Source organism: Mycobacterium sp. PTI7 (assembly GCF_056679845.1).
The window spans coordinates 4115121-4136785 of record NZ_CM155252.1 but is presented as its reverse complement, the minus strand read 5'-3'; the positions used below and the strand labels follow the sequence as shown (position 1 = coordinate 4136785).

Here is a 21665-nt window from a genome sequence, read left to right as displayed (position 1 = left end):
TCAGGACCCGGCGGGGAAGTCCACCGGGTACGGCTCGGCGAAGTCGGCGGACCGCGCGACGGCGGCCCACCGGCGATCCGCGGCGAGCAGGTCCTCGTCCTGGCGGATCGCCCCCTCGATGGCGATGACGCCGAGCGGCAGGTGGTACGGCAGGTCGCCGTGGCGGGACAGTCGCACCAGGATCTCCGCGGCGCGCGCCGGATCGCCCGCGGTGATCGCGTCACTCCTCCGGATGGCGTTCATCGCGCCGACCGTGCCGGCGTATTCGGCGGGGACGTCGGCGACGCTCATCGACGAGCCCGCCCAGTCGGTGGCGAAACCACTGGGTTCGACCACCACGACGTCGATCCCGAACGGCGCCGTCTCGGTCCGAAGCACACGGGAGAAGCCGTCGATCGCGAACTTGGCGGCCTGGTAGGACGCGATGCCCGCCGACCCGCCGACCCGCCCGCCCATCGACGAGAACTGAATGATCAACCCGCCGTGCTGTTCCCGCAGCACGGGGATCGCGGCCTTGGACACGTTGTAGACGCCCCAGAAGTTCGTTTCGAACTGTGCGCGGAAGTCCGCGTCGTCGACGGTCTCGATCGGCGCGACGTTCGCATAGCCGGCGTTGTTGACCACGACGTCGATCCGGCCGAATCGGTCCCGGGCCGCGGCGATGGCGGTGGCGGCCGCAGCCGCGTCGGTGACGTCCAGCGGCAGCGGCAGCACGCGGTCGCCGTAGGTGTCGACCAGGTCGGCGAGTCGATCAGGCTGCCGCGCGGTGGCCGCCACCGAGTCCCCGGCGTCCAACGCCGCCCGCACCAGTTCTCGGCCGAACCCTCGGGTCGACCCCGTGACGAACCAGATCTTGCTCATCGTTCTCTCCTCTATCTGATAGTGAAGCTCTCAGATAGTGTGAACTCCGAACCGGGCATCCTGATTCCCGACGAGCCGAGGGGAGGACGCGATGCGCCGGGACGCCTCCGAGAACCGCGAACGGGTGCTCCAGGCGGCCGAGGAGGTGTTCGCCGACCGCGGCCCCGCCGCCACCCTCGAGGACGTCGCCGCGGCGGCCGGGGTGGGCCCCGCGACGCTCTACCGCCGCTTCGCCAACAAGGACGCGCTGGTGCGCGAAGTGCTGACGCGTTTCTTCCAACGCCTGATCGAGGTCGCGGAAGCCGCCGCGCAGGAACCGCCCGAGGTAGGACTCGACGAGTTCTTGCGCACCGTCGGCGTCGAACTCGCGTCGAAGGGCGGCCTCTCGGCGCCGATATGGGGAGAGCTGGCACCCGGACCGCTGGTGGAACGACTGCGCGGGCTCTCGACCGAGCTGCTGGTGCGAGCGCAGGAGGTCGGTGCCGTGCGCGCCGACGTGACGCCCGACGACGTCACCGTCGCGGTGTGGGCGCTGCGCGGGGTGGTCCACGCCGAGCTGGGCGATCCGGACCGCCGGGGCCGCGAACTGTGGCGCCGCCACCTGGACACGATCCTGCGCGGCTTCCACACGGCGTCGTGATCAGGTACGCACGATCTTGTTGCGCAGCAGTCGAAGCCGAGACGCCGGCCGCCCCTCGAAGTCCCTGCGCTCGGCGTCGGTGGGCTCGCGCAGCGAAAGCATGCCCGCGTACACGCCGTCGCCGAGTTGCACCCGATTGACCGTCACGTGCACCGGCGTCCAGCCCCCGCCGGTCGCGTGCAGGCGCAGCACCCGCGACGCGGACTGCGACCCGAAGTCCCGGGATCCGAAGTCCGCCGTCATCGCGGCGACCTCGTCGGCGTCGTCGGGATGGACCATCGGCTCGTCGTCGCGGTGGCGCCAGTCGTAGAAGGGGCACGGCTCGTCGAGCCACTTGAGCAGCGTCCAGGACTTGAGGTCGACCAGCGCCCGGTGCACGCCCGGCGTCTGGGGATCGTCGAGCACGCTGCGGCCGACGTCGTCGGGGCTGAGCGTGGCGTCGTCGCGCACGCTGCGCCAGTTCATCGCCCGGCAGATGACGTGGTCGGGACCGCCGTCGCCCTCGGCCATGATCCGCGCCACGAAGCCGACCACGATCGGGTTGCCCAGGTGGTCGGTCAGGTCCCACGAGCTGCAGTAGACCCGGCCCGGCTCCGGTTCGATGGCGGCCGACAGCACGTGCGCCTCGCGCTCGCTCAGGTCACGCGTCGGCAGGTCCTCGGCGAAGACGCGGCCGTGCGTGGTCTCGACCGACGGATCGCGGCCGCTGTTGGCGAGCGACTCGGTGGTGTCGGTGGCCACCCCGTTGGTCAGGTCCCACACCAGGGGCCCCGGGATCGGGCGTTCGGGCGGCTCGACGTCGGGCGGCCCGTCCCACACGTGGACGCCGTGGATGGTGCCGTCGATCATCTGCACCATCTCGGTGCGGATCACGCGGTCGTTCTTCGGCGTGATGCTGCTCAGCCCCTGGCCTGCGCGGATGGTCTCGCCGATGGCCGTGTGAATGGTCATCGCGTGGGGGTTGCGGCGGAGGAACTCGCTGACGGGAACCAGGTTCAGCGTGCGGTTGCCCTCGGCGACCACGACGGGTTCGCGGCCGAGCGTCTCCACGAGGAGCCAGTCGGGGGCCATGGGGGCATGTTACCGGCGCGGGCTCCCGGGACGGGGCGGTGCGGGGCCTGCGGAATCCGTCGGACACCGTGGGCTGGGGCCGGTCGAACAGCACCGACCTGCCCTGATTGGTTGCGCTGGTCGGCTGCGGAGGAGTATTTTTCACCTGCGCCCCGGCCCATCGGGATCGTGAACGGATTGCGTTGTCGCCTCCGTTGTCACCACGTCGTACGACGTGACCGGATGGGCGCGCGGGGAACCGCGGTGGACGACCGGCGAGGGGTTGGTCGTCCCGCGGAGGGGGTCACGAACTGGGTTTGGCCAGTTCGTCGAGCACCAAACGCAACACCGCCACCGCGCCGGCCTTGTCGAGTGGATCGTTCCCGTTGCCGCACTTGGGCGACTGCACGCACGACGGGCAGCCCGACGGACACTCGCACGCCTCGATCGCGTCGGCCGTCGCCGTCCACCAGGTGACCAGTTGGCGGTAGCCACGGTCGGCGAAGCCCGCGCCGCCGGGATAGCCGTCGTAGACGAAGATCGTGGGCAACCCGTCCTCGGGCCCGATCGCCGTCGACACCCCGCCGATGTCCCCGCGGTCGCAACTGGCGACCAGCGGCAGGAGTCCGATCGAGGCGTGTTCGGCGGCGTGCAGTGAGCCCGGGAAGCGCAGCGCGGGAATGCCGTTGCGCTCCAATGCCTCCGGGGTGATGGTGCACATGACGGCGATCGTGTCGAGGGTGTGCGTCGGCATGTCGAGTTCGACGCAGTCGATCACCTCGCCGTCGAGCCGGCGCCGCAGGTAGCTGGTGACGGTGTGCGACACCGAGACGGGCACCACGCCCACCGTGACGTCGCCGTGGGTGCGTCGCTCACCGCGTCCGGTGACGACGATGTCGGTGATCTCCCGCGCCGACGTGCTGTACCCGGGATCGTGGGCGCGCACGAACGCGACGCCGTCCTCGAAGTCGAGCGAGTCGACCACGTAGGACTCGCCGCGGTGCAGGTACACCGCACCCGGATGGACCGACGACGGTGCCTGTCCCGCGCCGGTGGTGCCGAGGATCCGGCCGGTCCCCGTCTCCAGGATCGCGATCTGGCCACCCGACGATCCCCGGATGTCCACGGCGGGATGGGGATCGACGCCCGGCGTGGGGAAGTAGCCGGTCGGACGGCGGCGCAGCAACCCGTCGTCGACGAGCGCGGCGGCCACCTCCTCGGCGTTCCACGTCCGCACCTCGGCGTCGGTGAGCGGCAACTCGGTCGCGGCGCAGAGCAGCTGCGGTCCGAGGACGTACGGGTTGGACGGGTCGATGACGACGCGTTCGATCGGCTTGTCCAGCAGCGCCTCTGGATGGTGGACGAGGTAGGTGTCGAGGGGGTCGTCGCGGGCGATCATGACGATCAGGGCGCTCTGGCCGCGCCGGCCCGCACGCCCGGCCTGCTGCCAGAACGACGCGACCGTGCCGGGGAAGCCCGCGAGCACGACGGCGTCGAGGCCCGCGATGTCGACGCCGAGTTCCAGGGCGTTGGTGGTCGCCAGGCCGCGCAGGGTGCCGTCCGCGAGCGCCGCCTCCAGCGCGCGGCGCTCCTCGGACAGGTAGCCCGCGCGGTACGACGCCACCAGTTCGGTCAGGTCCGGCGCCGTCGACTCCAGGCGCGCGCGGGCGCCGAGGGCCGTCAGTTCCGCCCCGCGGCGCGACCGCACGAACGTCAGCGTGCGGGCACCCTCGGCCATCAGGTCGGCCATCACGCGCGCCGCCTCCGCACCCGCCGACCGCCGGACCGGCGCACCGTTCTCGCCCACCAGGTCCTCGCGCAGCGCCGGTTCCCACAGCGCGACGGTGCGGCCGCCCTGGGGCGAACCGTCCTCGGTGACCTCCTCGACGGTGTGTCCCAGCAGTTCCGACGCGGTGGCGGCGGGCGAGGCGGCGGTGGCGCTGGCGAAGATCACCGTCAGCCCGGGACTGTCGGCAGCGGAGTACCTGGCGCACAGCCGGACCAGCCGGCGCAGGATCATCGCCACGTTCGAGCCGAAGATGCCCCGGTAGTAGTGGCATTCGTCGACCACGACGTAGCGCAGGTTGCGCAGGAACACCGCCCAGCGGGCGTGGTTGCGCAGCAACGACAGGTGAATCATGTCGGGGTTGGAGAAGATCCACCGCGAGCGCTCCCGGGCGAACTGTCGCGCCTCGGTGGAGGTGTCTCCGTCGTACGGGCACGGACCGACGTCCGCGAGGCGGTCGATCGCGCCGGTCAGCGCCTGCGCCGCGCGGAGCTGATCGTGCCCGAGCGCCTTGGTGGGGGACAGGTACAGCGCCCGTGCCCGCGGGTCCTCGGCGAGCGCGGTGAGGATCGGCACCTGGTAGGCCAGCGACTTGCCCGACGCCGTTCCCGTGCTCAGCACCACGTGCCGGCCGGCGTGCGCGAGATCGGCCGCGGCCACCTGGTGCGTCCACGGCTCGGCGATGCCGCGGGCGGCGAACGCACCGACGACGTCCGCGGGCACCCACGCCGGCCACGCACGCTGCCGGGCACCGCGCGCGGCGAGATCGGCGACGTGCCGGACGGGGTGCTCGTCGGGGTCGACACCTGCGACGGCACAGTCGAGTAACTCCCGACCGAAGTCCGACGCCAGACCCGACACCTACTGCCTCCTCGTGCGTGAAAACGTGCGCGCGGCACGCGATTGTTCCGGCTCCATTGCCCCGTGTGAATTGTTGACCACGGCCCTGCGTCAAACCCGGCGCGTCGGCCCCGAACATGTTTCACTTGTCGCGGTCGCAGCTTCTGTGTGCGTGTGTCAGCACCCGCAGGAACGTCGTTGCGGTCGCGGTTCCCAACGGGGGTTTGTAGCTCGGTCCGATCCGGCGACACACGCGTTGGCATGGCGGTCGGAACGGGCCCGGTCCACCGAAGCACGGTGGGCCGCACCCGAGGTAGTAGTACGAGAAAGAAGCACGAGATGCCACAGGGAACTGTCAAGTGGTTCAACCCCGAGAAGGGCTACGGGTTCATTGAACAAGAGGACGGCGGCGACGACGTCTTCGTTCACTACAAGCAGATCCAGTCCAACGGTTTCCGCACCCTCGAAGAGAACCAGAAGGTCGAGTTCGAGATCGAGCAGGGTGCGAAGGGTCCGCAGGCGCTCGCCGTCCGCCCCCTCTGAACCACCCAGACTTCATCCAGGAGACCCCCGCGGACCATTCGAGGACTGCGGGGGTCCTTCCGTCGGGGAGGGCTTCGCGCGCCGGCCGCGACGCCGCGGGGGCGGCGGACTCGCCGTCCGGCGCTCGGCCCGGTGACGCCTCGACGGGTCCCCGGCTGGCCTAGTGTCGGATTCGTGAGTCAGCTGTCCTTCTTCTCGGCTGAGTCGGTGCCGCCCGCGGTGTCCGACTTGACCGGGATCCTCGCCGCGCCGGGCCAGGTGGTGGTGGCGGGCAGCGGCGCGCAGCAGACGGCGCGGTTGTCGGTGGTCGTCGACCAGGCGTGGCGCGCTCGGGCACTGGCCGAGATGATGGCCGAGTGCGGGCTCACCCCCGAGATCGCCCGCACCGACGAGGACAACCCGCTGGTGCGGACCGCGCTCGACCGGCGGTTGACCCCCATCGCCGCCGAATGGACCCGCGGTGCGGTGAAGACCGTCCCGGCGCAGTGGCTGCCAGGGCCCCGGGAGCTGCGGGCCTGGACGCTGGCCGCGGGGTCCCCGGAGGCCGACCGCTACCTCCTCGGACTGGATCCGCACGCACCGGACACGCATTCCGCACTCGCGTCGGCACTGATGCGCGTGGGAATCGCACCGACTCTGATCGGCACCAGGGGCACGCGTCCGGCACTGAGAATCAGCGGCCGTAGAAGGCTGTTACGCCTGGTAGAGAACGTGGGCGACCCCCCTGGCGACACGGAGGCGTTCGCGATGTGGCCCAGGACTTAGGTGTCGTCTGGCAGTGTTCTGAAAGGTAAGCCGGTTTGCGTAGGCTGCCGCGTAGTGCGAAATTGGCAGTTGCCGAGGGCCCGGCAGACGTCGAACGACGCCATCCGGACCCGGATGGCGACCAGGAAGTGGAGCGTGTACCAGGTTGGCTGACTCCGACGGTGGCAGCGGCAACGGGAGGGTGAGGCGACTCGTCATAGTCGAGTCGCCCACTAAGGCGCGCAAGATTGCGGGCTACCTAGGGTCGAATTACGTGGTCGAGTCGTCCCGAGGGCACATCCGCGACCTGCCCCGGGCCGCCGCCGACGTGCCCGCCAAGTACAAGTCCGAGCCGTGGGCGCGTCTCGGCGTCAACGTCGACGCGGACTTCGAACCGCTGTACATCGTCAGCCCGGACAAAAAGGGCACCGTCACCGAACTCAAGGCGCTGCTCAAGGACGTCGACGAGCTGTACCTCGCAACGGACGGTGACCGCGAGGGCGAGGCCATCGCCTGGCATCTGCTGGAGACGCTGAAGCCGCGCATCCCGGTCAAGCGGATGGTCTTCCACGAGATCACCGAGCCCGCGATCCGGGCCGCCGCCGAGAATCCCCGCGACCTGGACATCGACCTGGTTGACGCGCAGGAGACCCGCCGCATCCTCGACCGCCTCTACGGCTACGAGGTCAGCCCCGTGCTGTGGAAGAAGGTCGCCCCGAAGTTGTCGGCGGGCCGCGTCCAGTCCGTCGCCACGCGCATCATCGTGTCCCGGGAGCGCGAGCGCATGGCGTTCCGCAGCGCCGGCTACTGGGACGTGACCGCAGAACTCGACGCGAGCGTGTCCGACTCGGAGGCGTCGCCGCCGAAGTTCACGGCCAAGCTCAACCTGGTCGACGGCCGCCGCGTGGCGTCCGGACGCGACTTCGACTCGCTCGGCGGGGTCAAGAAGCCCGACGAGGTGCGGGTGCTCGACCAGTCCGCGGCCAGCGGGCTCGCCGCCGGACTCCGCGGGGCCCAGCTCCAGGTCTCGTCGGTCGAGCAGAAGCCGTACACCCGCAAGCCCTACCCGCCGTTCATGACGTCGACGCTGCAGCAGGAGGCCGGCCGCAAGCTGCGGTTCTCCTCGGAGCGCACCATGAGCATCGCGCAGCGCCTGTACGAGAACGGCTACATCACCTACATGCGTACCGACTCGACGACGCTGTCGGAGTCGGCGATCAACGCGGCGCGCACGCAGGCCGGCCAGCTCTACGGCGACGAGTACGTGCACCCGACGGCGCGGCAGTACACCCGCAAGGTGAAGAACGCGCAGGAGGCACACGAGGCCATCAGGCCCGCGGGCGACGTGTTCCAGACCCCGGGCCAGCTGCACGCGGCGCTCGACACCGACGAGTTCCGGCTCTACGAGCTGATCTGGCAGCGCACGGTCGCCTCGCAGATGGCCGACGCCCGCGGTACGACGCTGTCGCTGCGCATCTCCGGCGCCGCCACCACCGGCGAGCAGGTCGTGTTCAACGCCAGCGGCCGCACGATCACCTTCGCGGGCTTCCTCAAGGCCTACGTCGAGACCGTCGACGAGCAGGCCGGCGGCGAGGCCGACGACGCCGAGAGCCGGCTGCCGAACCTCACGCAGGGGCAGCGGGTCGACGTCGCGGACCTCACCGCCGACGGCCACAACACCAGCCCGCCCGCCCGCTACACCGAGGCGTCGCTCATCAAGGCGCTGGAGGAACTGGGCATCGGGCGCCCGTCGACGTACTCGTCGATCATCAAGACGATCCAGGACCGCGGCTACGTCCACAAGAAGGGCAGCGCGCTGGTCCCGTCGTGGGTGGCGTTCGCGGTGATCGGCTTGCTGGAGCAGCACTTCAGCCGGCTGGTGGACTACGACTTCACCGCCGCGATGGAGGACGAACTCGACCAGATCGCCTCGGGCAACGAGCGACGGACCAACTGGCTCAACAACTTCTACTTCGGCGGCGAGCACGGCGTCGACGGCTCGATCGCCCGCGAGGGCGGTCTGAAGAAGCTCGTCGGCGGCAACCTCGAGGAGATCGACGCGCGACTGGTCAACTCCATCAAGCTGTTCGACGACGACGAGGGCCGCGCGATCAACGTCCGCGTCGGCCGCAACGGCCCGTATCTCGAGCGGATGATCGTCGGCGACGACGGGGGACTGACCCCGCAGCGGGCCAACCTCAAGGACGAGCTGACGCCGGACGAGCTGACCCTCGAACTGGCCGAGAAGGCGTTCTCCACACCGCAGGAGGGCCGCTCGCTGGGCGTCGACCCGGTGTCCGGCCACGAGATCGTCGCGAAGGACGGCCGCTACGGCCCGTACGTGACCGAGGTGCTGCCTCCGCCGCCCGACGAGCCCGAGGACGGCGCGCCGGCGAAGAAGGGCAAGAAGCCGACCGGTCCCAAGCCGCGGACGGGGTCGCTGCTGCAGTCGATGGACCTCGAGACGATCACGCTCGACGATGCGCTCAAGCTGCTGTCGTTGCCGCGCGTCGTCGGCGTCGACCCGGCGACCAACGAGGAGATCACCGCGCAGAACGGCCGTTACGGACCATACCTCAAGCGCGGCACCGACTCTCGATCGCTGACCACCGAGGACCAGATGTTCACCGTCACCCTCGACGAGGCGTTGAAGATCTACGCCGAGCCGAAGCGACGGGGCCGCCAGGGTGCGGCGACGCCGCCGCTGCGCGAACTCGGCAACGACCCGGTGTCGGGCACCCCGATGGTGATCAAGGACGGCCGGTTCGGCCCCTACGTCACCGACGGCGAGACCAACGCGAGCCTGCGCAAGGGCGACGACGTCCTGTCGATCACCGACGAGCGGGCCTCCGAACTGCTCGCCGACCGGCGTGCGCGCGGCCCGGTGAAGAAGAAGGCCGTCAAGAAGGCCCCGGCGAAGAAGGCCGCGGTCAAGAAGTCCGCCGCCAAGAAGGCGCCGGCGAAGAAGGCGGCCAAGAAGGCCTAGTGCGTGACTTGAGGGCGTATTGGTTCCCTACATAGCCCTGATGCGGCCGTCCCCGACTTTATCGCTTGGGTTCATCCTGAATCTCGAACGCCAACGCAAGTCGTTTCGATGGATTGTCGGTCCTATGGTGGACAAAGCGATAACCTGCCTCTGAGCTGGGTGTAATGGTGGCCGCTGATGTCGCGCTGATTGAACCGGTTGGAGACTGCTTGTTTCCTGACGGCGCAACTATGCGCGCAGAGGAAAGCCGTGCAATCCGCCGTCTCATCATCGCGTCGAGACCTGCGATCTCAACTGGCAGAGGTGCGCTGCGGACACGGATACGGGATGCGACGAGTTCAATCAGAGGTTGGCGGCAGTTTAAGTGCGCTTCGGTCGCCGCTCTGTAACTTAGGCTAGGCACTGTCGTGATCGGTAAAGTACGTCGGGTGGCGCGGTTCCGCGAGCGGAGGTTTGGGGTGTGAGGCGACCGGCCGAGGGGTTGCATTTATGAGTACGCCGCCATCGAGCGGATGGCAGCCGCCCCAGCCCAATGAACCTCCTTCTGATTTGTCCCAATACGGATCTTTGCCGGAGAGTTTCCCGCCCAACCGCCAGCAGCCAGGGCACCCTTGGGGTGAGTGGCCTCAGCGGTCACCACAACCTCAGAAGGGCAACACTCTCAAGTGGTTGCTTGTTGCGATAGCGCTACTCCTAGTTGTCGGGGTGACGATCGGCGCGACCCTGCTATTTTCTCGTGATGGCGTAGACCCCTCGACGCCACCGACGTCGGGTGCAGGATCGAACTTCGCGAGTGCGGAGGATGTCGGCCCGGTGGCTATTCCAACCGAAGACCCAACGTGTAAGGCGTTGAGCGGGATAAACCGCACGGTGGCCGACGTCGAAGCAAACGGATGGTCCGACCAACGGCAGGCGTTGGGCCCATACTCAGACTGGACCTCCGAGCAGCGCGACCGAGTCAAAGCTGTGGTTACAGCGATCACGAATGCTTCTGACGAGATGGCCACGCTTGCCAGGCAGACGCCACATCGAGTGATGAGGGAGTTGTACATCCAGTACATCGCCTACGGAAAGGCCTACGCCGACGCTATCGAGTCCTATCAACCGAACGACAATGTGCTAGCGGATGTAAACGTGAGTATCGGCAATGCGTTGCTCGGTATTTGTAATGCAATTGATTTCGGCTCAGCCAGTCGGGCGGTGGCAATTGAAAGTGCCGACAGCCCCTCTGACGTCGGTCCTGTGACGGATCCCTCGGGCGCTGAGCCGTTTCTAATCACCACCAATACAGTCTGCGATCCTTGGGTCGTGCGGGAGCGGGCATTCATCGCGGAGACCGCAGTGTGGGAGCAATTAGACCCAAATGTACCGGGGGCGAACTGGTCTCCTGAGCAGCGCGCGGTTCAAATGGACGCTCTCCAAAAATTCAAGAGACTCGCTGACGTGAGTGTCTCCGCAGGCCAAGACAGTGACAATCCGGTATTTGAGGATCTTGCGACGCTTACGGCACTTTATCTCCGCGCTTACGCTGCGACCGGAGATGGGTACGTCCCGGCTGATAGTTGGCTGAGCTACAGTGCTGCTCGCTTGAACAACACGGTTGCACGCGCATGTGAGGCTTCTGCGCTATGAACTCGGCATCTGAAAGATGACCATCCCCCGGCCGGTTGGCGGACGCGTGCGGCGATCGCCGACTGGGTCTACTGGCAGCACCTCGCAGTGCTCATGTGGGAAGCCGCCGGCGCAGACGCCAACGCCTGATCGGTTAGGAGCGGTTCTCCGACTCCTGTAGCGGCACGGCGGCGGCGGGCTTCGGCTTGGGTGACGCCAGGGCGATCGGGCGGGCCAGCTGCGTCGGTGCGATGCGGCCGCGCAGTTCCACGATCTCGGCGACGTCCCAGCACAGCGCCTCGGCGTCGAGTGCCCCGCTGACGGCGATCGCGGACGCCAGCACGTGGCCCTTCTCCAGCTTGGCCAGCTCGGTGAGCCGGGCGGCCTCGTTCACCGGATCGCCGATCACCGTGTACTCGAAGCGGGCCTGCGCGCCGATGTGACCCGCGATCGCGCGGCCGGCCGAGACGCCGATGCCGAACTCGGTCTGATCGAGCACCAGGATCAGGTTGTCGTGCAGATCGCGCGACGCCGCGAGCGCCGCACCGCACGCGTCGGGGTGCTCGATGGGGGCGCCGAAGATGGCCAGCGCCGCGTCGCCTTGGAACTTGTTGACGAAGCCGCCGTGCCGGTTGACGCTGTCGACCACCACGCGGAAGAAGTCGTTGAGCAGGCTGACGACCTCGGCGGCGGGCCGGGTGGCGGCCAGCTGCGTCGAGCCGACCAGGTCGACGAACAGCACCGCCACGTCGCGCTCTTGGCCGCCCAGTTCGGTGCCGCGTTCCAGCGCGCGACGGGCGACGTCCTCGCCGACATAGCGGCCGAACAGGTCCCGAAGCCGTTGCCGCTCCGCCAGATCGCGGACCATGTCATTGAACCCGGCCTGCAGCAGGCCCAGCTCGCTGGCGTCGTAGATCTGCATGTGGGCGTTGTAGTTGCCGCGCTGCACTTCGCCCAGCGCCCAGCGCAATTGGCGCAGCGGGTCGGCGATCGACATGGCGACCAGGACCGTGCCCGCGAGGCCGATGATCAGAGCGGCGATGGCCAGCAACAGGATCGGCGTGTTGAGCCGGTCGGCGGGCGCGGTGAGGATCTCGAACTTGCTGGCCACCAGCGCCAGCACGATGGTCAGGATCGGCACGCCGGTGGACAGCACCCACGTGAGCACCTGCCGTTGGATGACGCCGGGGGCCCGGAAGTTCGGCGGAGCGCCGCCGCGAAGCGCGGCCACGGCGACGGGTCGGAGCACGCGCTCGGACTGCAGGTAGCCGATGATCGCGGTGGCCGTCGCACCCAGGCCGGAGGCGACAGCGACGACCGGTGCGGACTGGCTCGCGACCGGCCAGCTCGCCGCGATGAAGACGACTGAGCCGAGACACCAGTTGGAGGCGCTGACCAACGACCGGTAGTACGGCATCCGCAGGGCGCGGCGGCGGGCGAGTTCGGTGATCGCGGGGTCGGCCGCGGCGAGCAGGGTGTCGCGGCGCTGCCAGCGGATCACCGGCAGCAGCATCCGCAGCGTCAGGTAGGCGCCGACGGTGAACGAGACGAACAGGTAGCCCAGGAACACCGCGAGGTTGAAGGCGGGCAGGTCCTGCAGCTGGATGCGGTCCTCGGGCGGGAGGCCGAACCGCAGGAAGCCCAGCACCAGGAGTGCGCCGATGATGTCGGCCTGCAGCATGCCCAGGGTGAACACCGGCCATGGCGTGCGCACGACCCAACGGACGAATGCAGCGATTCGTCCGATCGGTATGGCCCCGGTGGTCACCCGACAACCGTATCGGTCGAGGCGGACCCGTATCAGCGCTGTCGGCGAGGTTCCTGTCGGTGTCGCCACTAGTGTTGGACCCGATGAGCGGTGTCTTTTCACGTCTGGTGGGCCAGGAAGCTGTCGAGGCCGAGCTGGTCGGTGCGGCGATGGCGGCCCGCGGTGATTCGGCTCACAGGTCCGAGATGGCCACCTCCACCGGCACCATGACCCATGCCTGGCTGATCACCGGCCCGCCCGGATCCGGCCGATCGGTGGCCGCGCTGTGCTTCGCGGCGGCACTGCAGTGCACGTCGGACGGGGTGCCGGGGTGCGGGGTGTGCCACGCCTGCACGACGACGATGGCCGGCACGCACGGCGACGTGCGCCGCGTCGTGCCCGAGGGTCTGTCGATCACCGTCAAGGAGATGCGCGAGATCGTGCAGGTGGCGTCCCGGCGCCCGGGCACCGGCCGGTGGCAGGTGGTGGTCGTCGAGGACGCCGACCGGCTCACCGAGGGTGCGGCGAACGCGTTGCTCAAAGTCGTCGAGGAGCCGCCGCCATCCACGGTGTTCCTGCTGTGCGCGCCGTCGGTAGATCCCGAGGACATCGCGATCACCCTGCGATCGCGGTGCCGGCACCTCGCGCTGGTGACCCCGCCCTTGGAGGCCATCGCCCGCGTCCTGATCGACACCGACGGCCTTCCTGAGGCCGATGCCAGGTGGGCGGCGTCGGTGAGCGGCGGCCACGTCGGTCGCGCCCGACGGCTCGCCACCGACGGGGAGGCCCGCAAGCGCCGCGAGCGTGCGCTGGCGCTGGCCCGGGACGCCGCCACGCCGACGCGGGCCTACGCGGCCGCCGAGGAGATGGTGGCGACCGCCGAGGCCGAGGCGAAGGCGCTGACCGAGGGCCGCAACGAGTCGGAGACCGAGGAGCTGCGCACCGCGCTCGGTGGCGGCGGTACGGGCAAAGGCGCGGGCGGTGCGCTGCGTGGCGCCGTCGGTGCGATGAGGGACCTGGAGAAGCGGCAGAAGAACCGGCAGACGCGGGCGTCGCGCGATGCGATGGACCGGGCGCTGATGGACCTGGCGACGTACTTCCGCGACGCGCTGGTCGTGTCGGCGGGGGCGGGATCGGTCCAGGCGAACCATCCGGACATGGCCGAGAAGGCCGGGGCGATGGCCGCCCACGTGCCGCCCGACCGGCTACTGCGCTGCATCGAGGCCGTGCTGGAGTGCCGCGAGGCGCTGGCGATCAACGTCAAGCCGAAGTTCGCGGTCGACGCGATGGTCGCGACCGTGGGGCAGGCGCTGCGGCGCTGACTTCGCGCGCGTGAAGCGAATTGGGTCGGCGGGCAGGCCTGCCGTAGACTCTGCTGCGCCCACTGCTGTACGGGCACGCCGCCTTAGCTCAGTCGGTAGAGCGTCTCACTCGTAATGAGAAGGTCGGGGGTTCGATTCCCCCAGGCGGCTCCATTTCTTGGCTGTGCGCCGAGCGTGACGCCACTGCGAACTTCGGCCCGCTTTCTCGCACCCACGTCACGCTCGAGGTGCGGTGTCCTCCTCGAACGCCTGGATCGCGGCGGTACGCGCGGTGTTGGCGGCGGGGAAGCCGGCGTAACCGCTGGAGTGGTAGATCACCTCGGCCAGCTCCTCGTCGGAGAGCCCGTTGGTGCGGGCGATCTGGAAGTGCGCGTGCAGCTCGTCGGTGGCCCGCTGCGCGATGAGGATGCCGAGCGTGACGAGGCTGCGGTCGCGGCGGCTGAGCCCCTCGCGTCCCCACAGCCTGCCGAAGACGCTCTCGACGCCGATGTCCATCAGCTCGGGAGCGAATCCGCCGCCGAAGTCGACGTCGCCGTCGGGCAGGACGCCGGGCAGCAGTTCGCGGAAGACCTGCAGACCCTCGTCGCGTAAGTTAGTCATGCTTAGCAGTTTGGCACGAGGGTTACGGGGAGGCGGTCGGCCAGCCAGGAGATGGTGCAGAGGTCGGGAAGTCCTCGCGCGGGTGATCGCCGTCAGACAGGAAGGCGCGGCGTTCGGGCGAATCCGGCGCGGCGCTCACGCAGGCGTTGAGGTCAGCGCCGTAAGTCGGCCACGCGGACGCGAATCCGGCGTCCTGCTGAAACAACGCGTCCTGGAAACCCTCAATTGACCAGCCTCCGAAGACGTCGCGGCTCGGTGCCGCCTCTGGGCCTTCCTGGGGCGGCAGGCGCTCGCCGTCATCAGTCGGAGCCAATAGAAGAACCCGGTTGACGTCGATTCCGCGGGGTTCGCCCGACTGGTGACTGGCGACACTCGAGTACGAGCCATCATCGTTCTTGGTCGCCACGGTGTAGCTGTATCTGCAGACGGTCGCGGTGACGTTGCGGCCATCTTGTTGAACCCCGGTGATACGGAACGTCTCGTTGCCGATGAACGGGTTCTGCACCTGATTGTCGGCCTCCGGCCTGCGGAAGTTGGCGCCGAACGGGGGGCCGTCCGAGTTGGGAGGGGTGGCGTCGAGAAATCCTGGATACCCGTAGTCCAGGTTGCCCTGCGACTGCGAGAGCCAGCGAGACTCCAGATAGGCGCGGACGGGGACGGCCACACCGATAGTGAGGTCAAGGTTGGGAGCGCTGGTCCACTGCGAGCGGAGTTCCGAAACCGGTCCGCCCCAGCGGTCAATTTCGATCGCCTCGCTGCCTGATTGGCAAGCAGTGGTTGCAATTAGCAGAAACAACGTCGGAATGGCACTCTGCGCTCGAGACACTAGGATCCGCTTATCGTCTGGTTGTAGTACATCTGGAAGTTCGCCGATGGGTTACTGCCACCGAGTACGGGAGCCATTGCCTGACTCAGAGCCTGATTCAAGACGGTGCCTGGCGGCTGGACGCGGCGGGCATCGGTCAACTCCTCTGTGGATCCGACGCGACCATCGATCAGGTACTCGTCACTTATATCCAGCTGGACGCCGCTCGCCAACAACGCGTTAGCGATGTAGCGGGACGCTTCATGCGGTGCGATGTTGCTCGGAGTTGCGCCGGCAGTGTCGACCGAATCGCCCAGCACTGAACTTTCCATTCCTGCGCCGAAGATTTCCAGGGCAGGTCCGCCCACGGGTCCAGCCGCAGCGCTGAGGGCGATGATGCCAGCGTCGTACGCGGACTTGCGCCACTCCAAGGCATCCTCCCGATTGAGATTCATAGCTTCGACACCTGCGGCAGTGCCGTCGGCGACAAGCCCCTTGAGTACAGCGGCGTCGCCCATCCGTGCGTCCTCCGCTGATAGCACGCGTCCGTTCTTGACGTCCTCGGCCCATGAATGCGCCTTATCTAGACCCAGCTGGTCCGCGGCACCGTTGAATTCGACGTAGGCCTCCCGGTCAGTTCCAAGAACCGCAAAGAGGTTTTTGGCGAGCGGTTGGTTCGAGCCATCATCATCGAGAGGAGAAAGGAACTTACTCTCGCCCTCGACACCCGCAATATCTGACATATAAGGCGTGAGGCCGTGGGCGTAGGCCTGAACGAGTTCGGGATTGCGTTGACCTAGGGTCTCACTACCAAAGCCCTCCATATGCAACAGCTCTGGATGGCGGCCGATGTAGTCCGCGTACTGCTCTGCGGCTTCCGCCGCAATCACAGCGTCTGGGCCGGTTGTCTCGTGCGTCCAGGCGAAGAGGTCTCCCGCGGACTTTCCACCATCCGACCAGTCGATCGTGTTGACGTCCTGGAGGAAACCGTCACGACTGCCTTCGTTCCTGCCCATCAATTGATCGGTGATGATCTGATGATCGCGGCCGGCGCTGTTGAAGATGTCCTGCACTGCCTGCTGGTTGGTTGGAGTGGGGTTGTCCATGAGCCGGTCGGACAGTTCGATCATGCCCCGGTCGACCTCCGTGCCCGTCTGCAATTCGACCCGTCCGTCGCCGATTATCTCGGCCATGTTCTTGACCTCGGTTTCGCCCGTCCTGTTGAAGTCGTCCGCAATGGTGCCCAGCCCCATCGTGGATTGGACGTGAGTGGGTAGCTGGTCGCGACTACCGACTACTTGCTCACCCGGCTTGTCGGGGTTGTCGTATTTGACGTCGTCGTTGCTCATCAGCTGCCACGAGTCGCCAATGACGTTTTCGTGCTCACCCAGCTGTTGTTCCGCTGCGTGAATCTCTTGGATCGACATGTCTTTCTGCTGAACTTGCATCTGATGCAGGTACGCAGCTTCTTCGGGACTCAGGCCCTGATACGGCTGAACTCCTTCTAGAACCTCGTCCACGCGCCCTGCAGCCGCGGCATCACCTTCGAGCGTCTTCCGCACGTCCTCCTCGGCGCGCCGCTTGATCTCGTCGTCCTTCTCGTCGCCGTCCTTCTTGCCCAGCGGGTCCTCGTCACCCTTGCCGTCCTGAGCGAACTTCTGACCCGTCCCGAGCGCCTCGTACTCGCCCTTGATCTTGTCGATGTTGCCCTTGACGGTCTGCATGCCGTCGTCGGTGTTCCGGACGATGTCGGTGAGCTGGCCGAGGCCCTTGCTGGCGAGCTGCATCTCCATCGTCTTGCCGGCCTGGTTGTTCGGGAGGTTGGCCGCGGCGTCGTTGATGAACGTGTGCAGCCTCTCGAGGTCGGTGCGCCCGGAGGTGACGAGGTTGGCCGCATTGGTCACCTGGGTGGCGAGCTTGCGGTCCGCCGCGCCGATCTTGCCGATGACCTCCTGGTGGTCGGCGTTCGCCTTGGCGTAGGCGTCCGAGGCGCCGCCGGACCACCGGCCGCCGGGCGCGGCCGCGTCCATCTGCGCCTTCAAGCCGTCCAGCTTGCTGCTCGCATCGAACCGCTCACCGGTGACCGGAGCGCCCTCGCCGTAGGTCTTGCGCGCATCCGACCACGTCGAGTTGAAGCCATCGATCGCGCTCACCCGTCCACCCCCAAGAAGTCCGTGACTGCAACTTCCGATTATCTCCGACGCCCGGCCACCCGGATGGCACTTGTTGGTTCCCGGTCGTCAACATTCGTTGACGCGTGGGGGAGCGACATGCCGACCCTCGCGGCGAACCGACCTACCGCGGCGCCACGTAACCGACCGGCCCCGACGCCACGCACACCGACAGTGCCGACGTGAGCGCCCGCACCAGCAGCGCGTCGCCCGCGCCGGGCAGCCGGACGAACACCCGGTTGAGCCCCGGCTTCACCGGCACCTTCACCTCGGTGCCCTCGGACAGCGACATCGTGATGGACCCGTCGCTGTTGGCCAGGTAGTTGACCTCGGCCGTCCAGTCCGAAGGCAACAGGGGACCGTCGAGCGGAATGCGCACCGGCGCATCGGGTTGCACCAGATACCCGCACTGCGGCAACGGCCCCTGCTTCATCGACCGCACCCACGTCACCTGCGCGTCGACCAACCGGCCCGACATGTCCAGCATCCGCAGTTTGGTCGTCGACCCGGCGAACTCGGGACTGTCCGGCACCAGGGCGAACACGTGGCTCGCCAGGTTCTCCGGCCACTGGATGCGCTGCAGGATCAGCGGATCCACCTCCTGATCGAGCATCGGCGCGTCCGACTCGGCCGTGGCTCGCGCCAGCGACGCCGCGCCGGTCCGGAGGTAGGACTCCGTCGGATTGTCCTGCCAGATCCTGTCGAACGTCACCGTCGAGTACAGGCTGCTGGCCACGAAGAGCGCCACCCCGCCGACCACGGCGGCGGAACGCGCGCGAGAGCGGTCCAGCCACCCGGACGTCGACCGATTCGGCGCTGCCAGTCCGACGGCGGCCAGCAGCGCCAGCACCACCACCAGATCGGGCAGGTACCGCAGCGCCTGGGCCAACTCCAGCGCGGTGAATTGCGACGACCGCATCAGATAGATCGGCACCTGACAGGCCACGGCGTACCCCGCCGCCACCGCCCACACCGCGCCGATCCGCTGCTTGCGCGCCACCGTCACCGCGACCACGGCGGCGAGTGCCACCCAGCCGAGCAGCATGACGATCACCGGTGGCGTCGCCCACGGCGAGGCCGGCGCCCACCGCTGCCACTCCCACGGCCCGCCCACCAGGCCCGGCACGATGCCGTGGGTCACCGACCGCACCAGGAGGTCCCACGTCATGCCGGGATCGAAGCTCCACCGCTGCTGGTCGACCACCAGCAGATAGACGCCGACCCACGCGGCCGTCACCGCCAGGCACGCCGACCACAACCGCACACCCCGACGCCACGTCGTCCGCAGTGCCGAGGGGTCGCCGCCCACGTACGCCAGCAGCGCCGTCACCGCGAACGCCACGAACGGGATCACCGCGGCCTTCTCGAAGAACAGCAGTCCGACGAAGAACGCGACCGCCCCCGTCACGGCGTAGCGCCGGTTCCCGCTGCGCACGAGCAGGATCGCGTCGGCGCAGACCCACGCCAACGCCGCGACCATCGGCAGCGCGTTCAGCGCCGCGGCCCACCAGGCGAACGACGGCAGCGTCAGCGGGGTGAACAACGCAAACGTCAACGGCAGCAACACGACCGGGCGCCAGCCGAGAATGACGTACAGCGCGCGCAGCAACGCCAACGACGCGACCAGCTGCAGCACCACCAGGCTGATCGCCGGCCAGATCCACTCCAGCGGCGCCAGCCGGGTGATCGCGCCGGCGATCAGAAACGCCCCGGGCATGACGTGACCGTCGTGGTCGTCGAACAAGTACGACGGCGACAACAACCCCTGCGTGCTCGCCCGGCCCGTCAGGATCAGGTCGTCCCAGTAGAAGTAGCCGTGGAACGCGAGGACCGCCCGAACCGCCAGGTGCAGCGCGATCAACGCCGCGGCGGTGCGGGGAACCCAGTGATTCCCGGGTCGCTCCGCTCCTGCCCGCCGCACCTTCACGTTCGCCGACTGTACGTGCCTCGGTATGGTGGCCCGGTGCGCACACTCGTCACCGGCGCTGCCGGATTCATCGGATCGACGCTGGTAGACCGCCTCCTGGCGGACGGGCACAGCGTGGTCGGCGTGGACGACCTCAGCTCGGGACGCAGCACCAACATCACCACGGCCGAGCAGAGCGACGCCTTCGAGTTCGCCAAGGCCGACATCGTCGACGCCGACCTCATCGCGTTGCTCGCCGACGTCAAGCCCGAGGTCGTGTTCCATCTGGCCGCGCAGATCTCGGTCAAGCTGTCGGTCGACGACCCGCAGCGCGACTCCAGCGTCAACGTGGTCGGGACCGTCCGGCTCGCCGAGGCCGCCCGGCACGCCGGCGTCCGCAAGGTGGTGCACACCTCGTCCGGCGGGTCGATCTACGGCAAGAACCCGCCGGGCTACCCGACCACCGAGGACATGCCCGTCGACCCGTCGTCGCCGTACGCGGCCAGCAAGGTGTGCGGCGAGGTGTACCTCAACATGTTCCGCAACCTGTACGGCCTCGACTGCAGCCACATCGCACCGGCCAACGTGTACGGCCCGCGCCAGGACCCGCACGGCGAGGCCGGAGTGGTCGCGATCTTCGCCCAGGCCCTGCTGGCCGGCCGGCCCACCAAGATCTTCGGCGACGGCACCGACTCCCGCGACTACGTCTTCGTCGACGACGTGGTCGACGCGTTCGTCCGCGCGGGCGGCGAGGCGGGCAGTGGGCTGCGATTCAACGTCGGGACCGGCGTGGAGACGACGACCCGCGAGATGCACACCGCGATCGCCGCGGCCGCGGGCAAGCCCGACGAGCCCGAGCTGCACCCGCCGCGGCTCGGCGACCTCAAGCGCTCTCAACTCGACATCGGGCGGGCCCGCGAGGTGCTCGGCTGGTCGCCGACGGTGGCGTTGCACGACGGCGTCGCGCGGACCGTCGACTTCTTCCGCGAGCCGTAGCGGCCCAGCGGCCCACCGACGGCTACTCGTGCGGCGTGCGCGCGCTCTCGAGTGCGACGGCGCGGGCGAGCTGCGCGTACTTCAGCTCGAGGTCCTTGAACCGCATGTAGGTGCTGATCGTCGTGAACAGGAACGCCACGATCAGCGCGTAGCCGAGCAGGTCGGAGCCGCGGTCGACGCCCAGCCAGTTGGCCAGCACCGTCGTGTCGTCGGGCCGCACGATCGCGTAGATCGCCGCCATCACGAACACCACGTAGCCGACCTTCACCCACGCCCTGGCCTGCGCGCTGCGCCGCGACCGCAGCAGGTAGACCACGAGCGTCACGATCGCGACGATCAGCAGGACCTGGATCCAGTTCATCGGCGCATCCTTCCGCGCAGCAGCCCGTCGAAGACGATGTTGACGCCGTTGACCAACGGCTGGCCCTTCGACATCGAGTAGTCGGTGTAGAGGATCTCGACCGGCTCTTCGCCCACCCGCCACTGGTTCTCGACCATCAGCGAGATGAACTCGCTGGCGTGGCTCATCCCGTTCATCGTGATGTTCAGCGAGTCGGCGACGGTGCGGTTGAACACCCGCAGCCCGTTGTGGGCGTCGGTCAGGCCCAGCTTGCGGCTCGCGGGGCTCAGCTTCGCGATGATCGGGAACAGCACGCGCCGCAGCGCGGGCATCCGCTCCGACACCTGGCCGCCGAAGCGGGTGCCCACCACGATGTCGAGGTGCTCGGCGGTCAGCCGGTCGATCATCCGCATGACGTCCTTGACGCGGTGCTGGCCGTCGGCGTCGAACGTGGCGAACACGGCGGCGCCGGGACGGCTGCGCGCGTACTCGACACCGGTCTGGATGGCCGCGCCCTGACCGAGGTTCACCGGGTGCCGGACCACGTGGGCGCCCGCCGCGTGCGCACGGTCCCCGGTGTCGTCCGGACTGCCGTCGTCGACCACGACGACGTTGGGGAACACCGCTCGCACGTCGGTGACGACACCGGCGATGACGCTCGCCTCGGTGTAGGCGGGGACGACGATCCACACGTCGCGATAGGGACTGTCGGGCATG

Annotated in this window: 17 protein-coding genes and 1 tRNA gene; 8 read left to right on the top strand and 10 right to left on the bottom strand. The window is 68.4% G+C overall.

What is annotated here, in order from left to right:
- Positions 1-861, bottom strand: a complete 861-nt coding sequence (locus AC1MEY_RS19890) for an SDR family NAD(P)-dependent oxidoreductase (RefSeq protein WP_480227132.1) — start codon at positions 859-861, stop codon at positions 1-3.
- Positions 862-952: 91 nt separating this feature from the next.
- Between AC1MEY_RS19890 and AC1MEY_RS19885 the strand changes: the two genes are divergently transcribed.
- Entirely contained in the window at positions 953-1501 is a 549-nt protein-coding gene (locus AC1MEY_RS19885; RefSeq protein WP_480227131.1) for a TetR/AcrR family transcriptional regulator, read from the top strand.
- Here the strand turns inward: AC1MEY_RS19885 and AC1MEY_RS19880 are convergent, their stop codons facing one another.
- The gene (locus tag AC1MEY_RS19880; protein WP_480227130.1) at positions 1502-2572 is read right to left on the bottom strand and encodes a PAS domain-containing protein; all 1071 of its coding nucleotides are present in this window, start codon (positions 2570-2572) and stop codon (positions 1502-1504) included.
- A 283-nt stretch (positions 2573-2855) separates the two neighbouring features.
- Positions 2856-5189 carry a DEAD/DEAH box helicase gene (locus tag AC1MEY_RS19875; RefSeq protein WP_480231579.1) on the bottom strand — a complete coding sequence of 778 codons (2334 nt, stop codon included), beginning with the start codon at positions 5187-5189 and terminating at the stop codon, positions 2856-2858.
- A gap of 327 nt (positions 5190-5516) precedes the next feature.
- On the opposite strand from AC1MEY_RS19875, the gene AC1MEY_RS19870 reads away from it, so the two are divergent.
- The 4 genes from AC1MEY_RS19870 (at position 5517) to AC1MEY_RS19855 (ending at position 11082) form a co-directional block, all read left to right on the top strand.
- Positions 5517-5720, top strand: coding sequence for a cold-shock protein (locus tag AC1MEY_RS19870; protein ID WP_480227129.1), 204 nt, complete (start codon positions 5517-5519; stop codon positions 5718-5720).
- Positions 5721-5894: 174 nt separating this feature from the next.
- Entirely contained in the window at positions 5895-6485 is a 591-nt protein-coding gene (locus AC1MEY_RS19865; RefSeq protein WP_480227128.1) for a hypothetical protein, read from the top strand.
- 145 nt (positions 6486-6630) lie between these two features.
- Positions 6631-9450, top strand: a complete 2820-nt coding sequence (topA, locus tag AC1MEY_RS19860; RefSeq protein ID WP_480227127.1) for a type I DNA topoisomerase — start codon at positions 6631-6633, stop codon at positions 9448-9450.
- 705 nt (positions 9451-10155) lie between these two features.
- Positions 10156-11082, top strand: coding sequence for a hypothetical protein (locus AC1MEY_RS19855; protein ID WP_480227126.1), 927 nt, complete (start codon positions 10156-10158; stop codon positions 11080-11082).
- 133 nt (positions 11083-11215) lie between these two features.
- Here the strand turns inward: AC1MEY_RS19855 and AC1MEY_RS19850 are convergent, their stop codons facing one another.
- Positions 11216-12865 (bottom strand): adenylate/guanylate cyclase domain-containing protein, encoded by a 1650-nt coding sequence (locus AC1MEY_RS19850; protein ID WP_480231578.1) that lies wholly within the window; start codon positions 12863-12865, stop codon positions 11216-11218.
- Positions 12866-12912: 47 nt separating this feature from the next.
- On the opposite strand from AC1MEY_RS19850, the gene AC1MEY_RS19845 reads away from it, so the two are divergent.
- Both AC1MEY_RS19845 and AC1MEY_RS19840 read left to right on the top strand, forming a co-directional pair.
- Positions 12913-14130 carry a DNA polymerase III subunit delta' gene (locus tag AC1MEY_RS19845; protein ID WP_480227125.1) on the top strand — a complete coding sequence of 406 codons (1218 nt, stop codon included), beginning with the start codon at positions 12913-12915 and terminating at the stop codon, positions 14128-14130.
- Between the two features lie 77 nt (positions 14131-14207).
- A tRNA-Thr gene (locus AC1MEY_RS19840) sits at positions 14208-14283 on the top strand.
- A gap of 63 nt (positions 14284-14346) precedes the next feature.
- Here AC1MEY_RS19840 and AC1MEY_RS19835 read toward each other — a convergent pair.
- The 4 genes from AC1MEY_RS19835 to AC1MEY_RS19820 all read right to left on the bottom strand — a co-directional run bounded on the left by AC1MEY_RS19835 (position 14347) and on the right by AC1MEY_RS19820 (position 19627).
- Positions 14347-14730, bottom strand: coding sequence for a carboxymuconolactone decarboxylase family protein (locus AC1MEY_RS19835; RefSeq protein WP_480227124.1), 384 nt, complete (start codon positions 14728-14730; stop codon positions 14347-14349).
- A 22-nt stretch (positions 14731-14752) separates the two neighbouring features.
- Positions 14753-15556 carry a hypothetical protein gene (locus tag AC1MEY_RS19830; protein ID WP_480227123.1) on the bottom strand — a complete coding sequence of 268 codons (804 nt, stop codon included), beginning with the start codon at positions 15554-15556 and terminating at the stop codon, positions 14753-14755.
- Complete coding sequence (locus AC1MEY_RS19825; RefSeq protein WP_480227122.1) at positions 15556-17688, bottom strand: TPR repeat domain-containing protein; 2133 nt, start codon at positions 17686-17688, stop codon at positions 15556-15558. Before AC1MEY_RS19825 ends, AC1MEY_RS19830 begins: the two co-directional genes overlap by 1 nt.
- A gap of 142 nt (positions 17689-17830) precedes the next feature.
- Positions 17831-19627, bottom strand: a complete 1797-nt coding sequence (locus AC1MEY_RS19820) for a hypothetical protein (RefSeq protein ID WP_480231577.1) — start codon at positions 19625-19627, stop codon at positions 17831-17833.
- 42 nt (positions 19628-19669) lie between these two features.
- Here AC1MEY_RS19820 and AC1MEY_RS19815 point away from each other — a divergent pair, with 42 nt between their 5' ends.
- The gene (locus tag AC1MEY_RS19815; protein ID WP_480227121.1) at positions 19670-20608 is read left to right on the top strand and encodes an NAD-dependent epimerase/dehydratase family protein; all 939 of its coding nucleotides are present in this window, start codon (positions 19670-19672) and stop codon (positions 20606-20608) included.
- A 22-nt stretch (positions 20609-20630) separates the two neighbouring features.
- On the opposite strand, the gene AC1MEY_RS19810 is transcribed toward AC1MEY_RS19815, so the two are convergent.
- Both AC1MEY_RS19810 and AC1MEY_RS19805 read right to left on the bottom strand, forming a co-directional pair.
- Positions 20631-20969 carry a DUF2304 domain-containing protein gene (locus tag AC1MEY_RS19810; protein ID WP_480227120.1) on the bottom strand — a complete coding sequence of 113 codons (339 nt, stop codon included), beginning with the start codon at positions 20967-20969 and terminating at the stop codon, positions 20631-20633.
- Positions 20966-21664, bottom strand: coding sequence for a glycosyltransferase family 2 protein (locus AC1MEY_RS19805; RefSeq protein WP_480227119.1), 699 nt, complete (start codon positions 21662-21664; stop codon positions 20966-20968). The genes AC1MEY_RS19810 and AC1MEY_RS19805 overlap by 4 nt, the downstream gene beginning before the upstream one ends.
- Between the last annotated feature and the right edge of the window lies 1 nt (position 21665).

What these genes read in the sequence shown, in the direction of transcription:
- AC1MEY_RS19805 (WP_480227119.1), bottom strand. Translation starts at nt 21,664, where the DNA reads ATGCCCGACAGTCCCTATCGCGACGTGTGGATCGTCGTCCCCGCCTAC.
- AC1MEY_RS19890 (WP_480227132.1), bottom strand. Translation starts at nt 861, where the DNA reads ATGAGCAAGATCTGGTTCGTCACGGGGTCGACCCGAGGGTTCGGCCGA.
- AC1MEY_RS19835 (WP_480227124.1), bottom strand. Translation starts at nt 14,730, where the DNA reads ATGACTAACTTACGCGACGAGGGTCTGCAGGTCTTCCGCGAACTGCTG.
- AC1MEY_RS19845 (WP_480227125.1), top strand. Translation starts at nt 12,913, where the DNA reads ATGAGCGGTGTCTTTTCACGTCTGGTGGGCCAGGAAGCTGTCGAGGCC.
- AC1MEY_RS19870 (WP_480227129.1), top strand. Translation starts at nt 5,517, where the DNA reads ATGCCACAGGGAACTGTCAAGTGGTTCAACCCCGAGAAGGGCTACGGG.
- AC1MEY_RS19810 (WP_480227120.1), bottom strand. Translation starts at nt 20,969, where the DNA reads ATGAACTGGATCCAGGTCCTGCTGATCGTCGCGATCGTGACGCTCGTG.
- AC1MEY_RS19885 (WP_480227131.1), top strand. Translation starts at nt 953, where the DNA reads ATGCGCCGGGACGCCTCCGAGAACCGCGAACGGGTGCTCCAGGCGGCC.
- AC1MEY_RS19880 (WP_480227130.1), bottom strand. Translation starts at nt 2,572, where the DNA reads ATGGCCCCCGACTGGCTCCTCGTGGAGACGCTCGGCCGCGAACCCGTC.